General features: G+C 27.0%; 9 protein-coding genes. All 9 read right to left on the bottom strand.

Translation table 11 applies throughout. The annotated features are described in order from the left end of the window. Positions 1-155, bottom strand: a 155-nt coding sequence (locus Q5F54_RS08755; RefSeq protein WP_302334253.1) for a S4 domain-containing protein, incomplete at its 3' end; no start/stop codon positions are given. A 17-nt stretch (positions 156-172) separates the two neighbouring features. Next, positions 173-2,029, bottom strand: coding sequence for a 1-deoxy-D-xylulose-5-phosphate synthase (gene dxs / locus Q5F54_RS08750; RefSeq protein ID WP_281538936.1), 1,857 nt, complete (start codon positions 2,027-2,029; stop codon positions 173-175). Between the two features lie 331 nt (positions 2,030-2,360). After that, positions 2,361-2,798, bottom strand: coding sequence for a divergent PAP2 family protein (locus tag Q5F54_RS08745; RefSeq protein ID WP_071119686.1), 438 nt, complete (start codon positions 2,796-2,798; stop codon positions 2,361-2,363). Positions 2,799-2,807: 9 nt separating this feature from the next. After that, positions 2,808-3,695 (bottom strand): polyprenyl synthetase family protein, encoded by an 888-nt coding sequence (locus Q5F54_RS08740; protein WP_071119685.1) that lies wholly within the window; start codon positions 3,693-3,695, stop codon positions 2,808-2,810. 2 nt (positions 3,696-3,697) lie between these two features. Next, entirely contained in the window at positions 3,698-3,913 is a 216-nt protein-coding gene (gene xseB, locus Q5F54_RS08735) for an exodeoxyribonuclease VII small subunit (RefSeq protein WP_180702026.1), read from the bottom strand. A 2-nt stretch (positions 3,914-3,915) separates the two neighbouring features. Then, positions 3,916-5,121 (bottom strand): exodeoxyribonuclease VII large subunit, encoded by a 1,206-nt coding sequence (gene xseA / locus Q5F54_RS08730; RefSeq protein WP_281538935.1) that lies wholly within the window; start codon positions 5,119-5,121, stop codon positions 3,916-3,918. Continuing rightward, positions 5,093-6,079 (bottom strand): O-sialoglycoprotein endopeptidase, encoded by a 987-nt coding sequence (locus Q5F54_RS08725; protein WP_281538934.1) that lies wholly within the window; start codon positions 6,077-6,079, stop codon positions 5,093-5,095. The genes xseA and Q5F54_RS08725 overlap by 29 nt, the downstream gene beginning before the upstream one ends. Next, positions 6,060-6,572, bottom strand: coding sequence for a transcription antitermination factor NusB (gene nusB, locus Q5F54_RS08720; protein WP_071119681.1), 513 nt, complete (start codon positions 6,570-6,572; stop codon positions 6,060-6,062). Before nusB ends, Q5F54_RS08725 begins: the two co-directional genes overlap by 20 nt. Before the next feature lie 77 nt (positions 6,573-6,649). Next, a complete protein-coding gene (locus Q5F54_RS08715; protein ID WP_071119680.1) occupies positions 6,650-7,012 on the bottom strand; it encodes an Asp23/Gls24 family envelope stress response protein in 363 nt (120 codons plus the stop codon). Positions 7,013-7,127 lie beyond the last annotated feature (115 nt).

Genomic DNA, 7,127 nt, shown 5'->3' with positions numbered 1-7,127 from the left:
ACTAGTATATCTGCATCTTCATCAACATCTACACCAGCCTTATCACATCTTTGATTATTTACAAATACAACGCCTGCCATTATAGCCTTTTTAGCTCTTTCTCTGCTTTCAAAGTAGCCTTTTTCGACTAATAATAAATCTATCCTCTTCTTCATAAATTTACCTTTCTAGTTTATAAACTTTTTATTTTCTCTGCTATTTTAATTGGTGATAATCCTACACTATTATATATTTCATCCACACTTCCATGAGGTATGAATTCTTCCGGTAAAGCTATATTAATTATATCTATATCATATTTATTGTCTATAATAAATTTATTTATATTAGTTGAAAATCCACCAGTTATCACATTATCTTCTATAGTTACTACTTTTTTATGATCTTTAAATAGTCTATCTAATAATTCTTTATCTATAGGTTTTAAAAATCTAGCATTAACTATAGTTGGATTTATTCCTTCTTCTAATAGTATTTCTCTTGCTTCTAATGCATTTTTTACCATACTTCCAATAGCTAATATGACTATACCTTTTCCTTGAGATAATATTTCATATCTACCTAAATTTATAGGCTCATAAGACCCCGTCTCTAAATAGTAACTATTTCCTCTTGGGTACCTAATCGCAACTGGCGAGTCTATGTTTAAAGATAATTCTAACATTAAATCTAACTCTTTGCTATCCTTTGGTGCCATTACAGTTATATTAGGTACATTATTTAAGTAACTTAAATCAAACATCCCATGATGTGTTTCTCCATCATTACCAACAATACCTGCCCTATCTATTAAAAATGTTACCGGCTTACTTGTTATGCAAACATCATGTATAATTTGATCATATGCTCTTTGTAAAAATGATGAATATACTGCAAAATAAGGTTTCATACCATTTTTAGCTAGCCCTGCAGCAAATGTAGTAGCATGCTGTTCTGCTATTCCAACATCATAGTATCTATTAGGATGATTTTTTTCAAATATATTAAGTCCTGTTCCAGATGGCATAGCTGCAGTTATTGCAACTATATTTTCATTTTTATTTGCCATTTCACTAAGCTTTTGACCAACTTGATTAGATATTGACACAGCATTAGAACCTTTTATACCACTTTTTATATCAAACTTCGATACACCATGGTATTTGTCTGGTTGTTCTTCTGCATATCTATATCCCTTACCTTTTTTAGTTATTACATGTAATAGTACTGGTCCTTTTTTAGATTTAGCTTTATTTAAAGCTTCTATAATTTCTTTAGTGTTATGACCATCTACTGGACCATAATATTTTATCCCTATAGATTCAAAGAAAGAACATTCTTGGGGTATAAATTTACTAATAATACTATCCTTAACCTTATTTGCTGTTTTAGATATTATGTTACCTCCTGGAGATACTTGTAATATCTTTTCTACTTCATCTTTTACCTTATTAACAGTAGAATTTCTTATTATGCCAGATAAGTATCTAGACATTCCACCAACATTTTTATCTATAGACATTTCATTGTCATTTAAAATTATAATCATATCAGTATTTGTATATCCTACATGATTTAATGCCTCAAGTGCCATTCCTCCAGTTATAGACCCATCACCTATTACTGCTATAACATCACTTTCTTCTTTTTTTATATCTCTAGCACAAGCAAGCCCTTGAGCTACTGATATAGATGTACTACTATGACCTGTGTCAAATATATCATGTTCACATTCACATTCTTTAGGAAAACCGCTCATTCCATTAAATTGTCTAAGATTTTTGAAGTTATCTTTTCTACCTGTAATAATTTTATGTACATAAGATTGATGGCCAACATCCCATACAATTTTATCTTTAGGACTGTCAAATACCTTATGTAATGCTAAAGTTAATTCTACCACACCTAAATTAGATGCTAAATGTCCGCCTGTTTGCGATACAGATCTAACTAAAAACTTTCTTATATCTTTTGCTAGTAAATCTAATTCATCTACAGTCATGTTTTTTATGTCTTGTGGAGAATTTACTTTGTCTAAATATTTGTACATATTCATTCACCTTTTATTGACCAAATTTTATTCACACTTTTATCTAAAAATCTTCTTATTTGAACAATTAATTTAATTAAAAATTTTATACTCATAATATACATTTCAAACTATTATTTAATTATTACATGTAGTTTATAAAATAATATAAATTTAATATTATAAGTTATAATTTTTATTATCTAAAAAAGTCTTCTATGAGAAGACTCTTTCTTTGCATAGTTTTAATAAACTTTAAAAGTTAATATATCTTAGTATTGACTTAGACACATTAATTTTATAACAAAATAAAACATAAAAAATTATATCATATGCTATATATCTTTTCAATTTATACAAAAACTATAGCTGTTAGTATACCTAATATTGCTCCAAATAAAACTTCTTTTGGAGTATGTCCTATTAATTCTTTTAGTCTTTTTTGTTCTATATGTTTTTTATGATGAAGATCATCTAATATTTTATTTAATATAGTTGCTTGTTTACCAACAGCTCTTCTAACTCCAGAAGCATCATACATTATTATTAACGCAAATACAGTTACTATTGCAAAATCTGTGGAGTTAAATCCTCTTTCAATTCCAACTAATGTAGCTAAACTTGTTACAAAAGAACTATGTGAACTAGGCATTCCTCCTGAAGTAAACAGTCTTGAAAATTGTATAAATTTTTCTTTGCCTGTAAATATTTTAATAAATTGTGCTAGAAAACAAGCAAACATACTTATTCCTAGGACTTTATTACTAAAAATTTGCGAAAAAAAGTTCATTTTTCCTCCTTAATACTCTCTGTCTATTATATAATCTGCTAAATCACTTAAAAACTTAGTTTCTTTATTTATTGAATTTATACTTTCTTTAGCTTCTTGTATTAATTCATATGCTATATTCTTTGATTCATCTAAACCAATTAATGATGGATATGTAGATTTGTGATTTTCTATATCACTTCCTACTTTTTTGCCCAATTTAGATTCATCTCCTACTATATCTAATATATCATCTACGATTTGAAATGATAAACCTATGTTTTTTGCATACTTAGTTATTTTTTCTAATTGTTCTTGTGTAGCATCACCTATTATAGCTCCTGCTCTCATACATCCAATTATTATAGCTGCAGTTTTATTATTATGTATATAGTCTAACATTTCTTTTGATATTTGTTTATTTTCACTTTGAATATCAACAACTTGTCCACCTATCATACCATATATACCAGAAGTTTTGGCAATTTCATTAATAGCCTTTAAATATTTATTTGGATTTTCTTTGTCTATTGAATTTGATAACATAACCTCAAAAGCATAGTTTAAAAGAGCATCTCCAGCAAGTATTGCCATATCTTCTCCATATACTATATGATTTGTTTTTTTACCTCTTCTTAAATCATCATTATCTAGTGCTGGCAAGTCATCATGTATAAGTGAATATGTATGTATCATTTCGATTGCCATAGCAAAAGGTATGGCATCTTCTACATTTCCACCTACTACTTTACAAGCCTCCATTGTTAGTATCGGTCTTAATCTTTTTCCACCTGCACTTAGACTATAATTCATAGACTCCATTATAGTTTTTTGGTAACCTTCTTCAGATGGCATATATTCTTTTAATAAACTCTCAACTTGATTTGCTCTTTGTTTTAAGGTTTGTTTAAATTCCATAATTATTCCTCCATAATATTAAAATCTTCTTCTATACCTAACTGACTAAATTTACTTATTTTAAGTTCTGCATTTTCTAAAAGTTTATTACAATGTTTATAAAGCTTTATACCTTCTTCATATAAACTAAGTGATTCATCTAAACTAGTATTTTTAGATTCTAATCTTTCTAAAATAGATTCTAGCTTATTATAGGCTTCTTCATATGTCAAATTCATATTTACACCTCTTTACCTTCTATACTTTCTACGCTACACTTTATATTTCCATCTTTTAATTTTATATCTAAAATTTCTTTTAATTTAATATTTTCTATACTATTTACAATCTCATTATTTTTATGAACTATACTATAGCCTCTGTCTAATGTGGCCAAAGGACTTAAGTTATGTAATATTATTCCTATATTTTTTAATCTTTCTCTTTCTATACCTATAGTATTTTCTATTTCAAAATTTATTTTATCATATATCTTGTCTATTTGTGTTATTTTATCTTTTATTGTGTATAATTTTAAGTAGTTATTTATCTTTTCAAACACATAATCAATTCTATTCTTATCAAAATTAACTTGGTTCATCATTGACCTAGTAAGCCTGTTTTTTATATTATCAATTTTATATTCTAAATCAACTAAATTTGGAGTAGCTATTTCAGCCGCGGCTGATGGTGTTGGAGCTCTCATATCTGCTACAAAGTCACATATAGTAAAATCTGTTTCATGTCCTACTGCAGATATAATTGGTATTTTAGAATTAAAAACTTCTCTAGCTACCATTTCTTCATTAAATGACCAAAGTTCTTCTATAGAACCTCCACCTCTACCAACTATAATTGTATCTACATTTTTTTCCTTATTAAAAAATTTAATACCCTCACATATATCGTATTTTGATTGCTGTCCTTGTACCTTAACTGGATATAGTTTTATATTTACTTTTGGATATCTTCTTTTAATAACATTAATAATATCTCTTATGACTGCTCCTGTTTCAGATGTAATAACTCCTATAGATTTAGGTATTTTGGGTATAGTCTTTTTATATTTAACATCAAATAAACCTTCTTTAGATAATTGCTCTTTAAGTTTATTGAATTCAATATATAAATCACCTAAACCTTCAATTTCAATATCATTTATATATAATTGATATGATCCATCTCTTTCATAAAGTGATATATATCCATGAGCTATTACCTTTGAACCGTTATCTACTTGTAAATCCTTATTATAATTGCTCTTAAATATAACACAATTTATCTTAGATTTTTCATCCTTTAAAGATAAATAAACATTACCACTACCATGTACCTTAAAGTTTGATATTTCTCCTTTTACCTTTAAGTTATATAAAATTGCATCATTAGTTAATACTCTCTTTATATATGAGTTAACTTCACTTATTTCTAAAGCTCTCAATTTCATATTTATCAACCCCTATTATAGCACATCCACATGCATTATCTGTTGAGTACTCTGACTTTGTAAAGTGTGAATATATCTTCTTTCTTCTTAATTTTATACTTAAATTAGTACGTACATACTCACTTGCTGCAACTCCTCCACAAAATACTACTTCATTTATATTGTACAACTTACTTATATAAATTAAAGACTTATACATATTTCTAACTACCGCATCTAGAAGCAATTTAGATATATATTTACAATCCTCGGAATCTATTATCTTATTTATTTGATTTTCAAGTCCTGATAAATTCATATATCCATCTTTTACTGAAGTTTTAAGTCCATTTAAAATCTTTCTTTCACAAGATATGGCATTTTTATCTATATACTTACCTGCTGGAAATCTGTATCCTAATTTAACACCTATTCTGTCTATAAGTTGACCAAAGCTTATATCTTTTGTACCCCCAACTATTTCTATATTGTATTCAATAGAATTTTTATTTCTATTTAACAGTAGTATCTCTGTTGTTCCACCTGACATATGTACAGATAAAAATCTATCTCTGTTAGCTATTTTACTATTTAGTAAACTAGCTTCAATATGATTTTCTTGGTGAGTAGTTTCATAAAATTTACAATTCAATGAATTAGCCATAAATTTCCCAAAGTTATAACCTACTGTAAATACTGGCATATAGGAATTTTCTATTGGTCTCGGCTTTTTTGATACACAAACTCCTACTATATTATAATTATCATGTAGAGAGTTTAATTTTTCGCTAAGTTCTCCTAAGTTATTTATATGTTGAAATACTCCCTCACTTTGCCTTAATCCATTTGAATTTTCTTTAACATTTAACATTATTTTTTCATTTAAAATAATGCTTTTTTCTAAAGATATAGCTGCTATAGAAGTTGTATAGCAGCTAGTATCAATTCCAATTATTATATTATTTTGTTTCAAATTCATTTACAACACTACCTAATATTCCATTTATAAACTTAGGAGCTTTGTCATCACAGTAAAGCTTAGCTAATTCTATAGCTTCATTTATAGAAACTTTACTTGGTATTTCTTCTATAAATACTAGTTCACATATAGCAAGTCTTAGTATAGATAGATCTACCTTAGGCATTCTATTTACTGACCAGTTCTTTGCATATTTATTTATTAATTCGTCTATCTTATCTTTATTTTCTTTTAAATTTTTACATATGATATTCATATATTCTCTATCTACCGCATCATCTAATTCTATGTTATCTAATTCTATATTTGGGTTATTTGAGTATTGTAATCTAAGTTCTTCATATCTATTTATTATATATTCAAGGTTATCATTTAAAAATATATCTAATCTTTCCTCTATATTTTCTATATCCTCTTTATTCATTTCTATTTGATATATTAATTTCATAATATATTCTCTACTAGTTACTTTTCTCGCCTTATCACTTTTCATTAGTTGTAATCCTCCTTCAAGTTTATTATGCACATATTAAACAATAAAAAAACCTCTGATTTTTCAGAGGTTTTTTATTAACTTTTTTTAGATTGTTTAGCTTCTTCTTTTTCAGCTTTTTCTTTTTTAAAGCTGATTCCTTGAACATGTATATTTACTTGAGAAACTTTAAGACCTGTCATTGTCTCAACAGTATTTTTTACATTTTCTTGAATTTTTAAAGCTATCTCTGGTATAGATACACCATAATCTATCATAACCATTACGTCTAAGCTAACTTCCTCTTCTTCTATTTGTATCTTTACACCATTGTTTTTAAGTATTTTATCTGTAAATGTTGTATTAGTCTCTACACCTTCTACTTCTAAAGCCGCAAGACCTGCTATTGTAGCAACTACATCATTAGATATTTTTACTTGTCCAAAATTGTTATTTTCCATTGCAAATACTACCCCCTTATTTTAAGGAACTATATTTATATATATAATAATACCAAATACAACTCTACTTTGCAAGAAAATAACATCAGTTATTTTCTGAGGCTATTATATATAA

This window comes from uncultured Romboutsia sp. (assembly GCF_958366745.1).
GTDB classification, from domain to species: Bacteria; Bacillota; Clostridia; order Peptostreptococcales; family Peptostreptococcaceae; genus Romboutsia; species Romboutsia timonensis.
The sequence above is the reverse complement of the archived record's forward strand: the minus strand, read 5'-3'. Positions and strand labels throughout refer to the sequence as shown.

What these genes read in the sequence shown, in the direction of transcription:
- dxs (WP_281538936.1), bottom strand. Translation starts at nt 2,029, where the DNA reads ATGTACAAATATTTAGACAAAGTAAATTCTCCACAAGACATAAAAAAC.
- Q5F54_RS08745 (WP_071119686.1), bottom strand. Translation starts at nt 2,798, where the DNA reads ATGAACTTTTTTTCGCAAATTTTTAGTAATAAAGTCCTAGGAATAAGT.
- Q5F54_RS08740 (WP_071119685.1), bottom strand. Translation starts at nt 3,695, where the DNA reads ATGGAATTTAAACAAACCTTAAAACAAAGAGCAAATCAAGTTGAGAGT.
- xseB (WP_180702026.1), bottom strand. Translation starts at nt 3,913, where the DNA reads ATGAATTTGACATATGAAGAAGCCTATAATAAGCTAGAATCTATTTTA.
- xseA (WP_281538935.1), bottom strand. Translation starts at nt 5,121, where the DNA reads ATGAAATTGAGAGCTTTAGAAATAAGTGAAGTTAACTCATATATAAAG.
- Q5F54_RS08725 (WP_281538934.1), bottom strand. Translation starts at nt 6,079, where the DNA reads ATGAATTTGAAACAAAATAATATAATAATTGGAATTGATACTAGCTGC.
- nusB (WP_071119681.1), bottom strand. Translation starts at nt 6,572, where the DNA reads ATGAAAAGTGATAAGGCGAGAAAAGTAACTAGTAGAGAATATATTATG.
- Q5F54_RS08715 (WP_071119680.1), bottom strand. Translation starts at nt 7,012, where the DNA reads ATGGAAAATAACAATTTTGGACAAGTAAAAATATCTAATGATGTAGTT.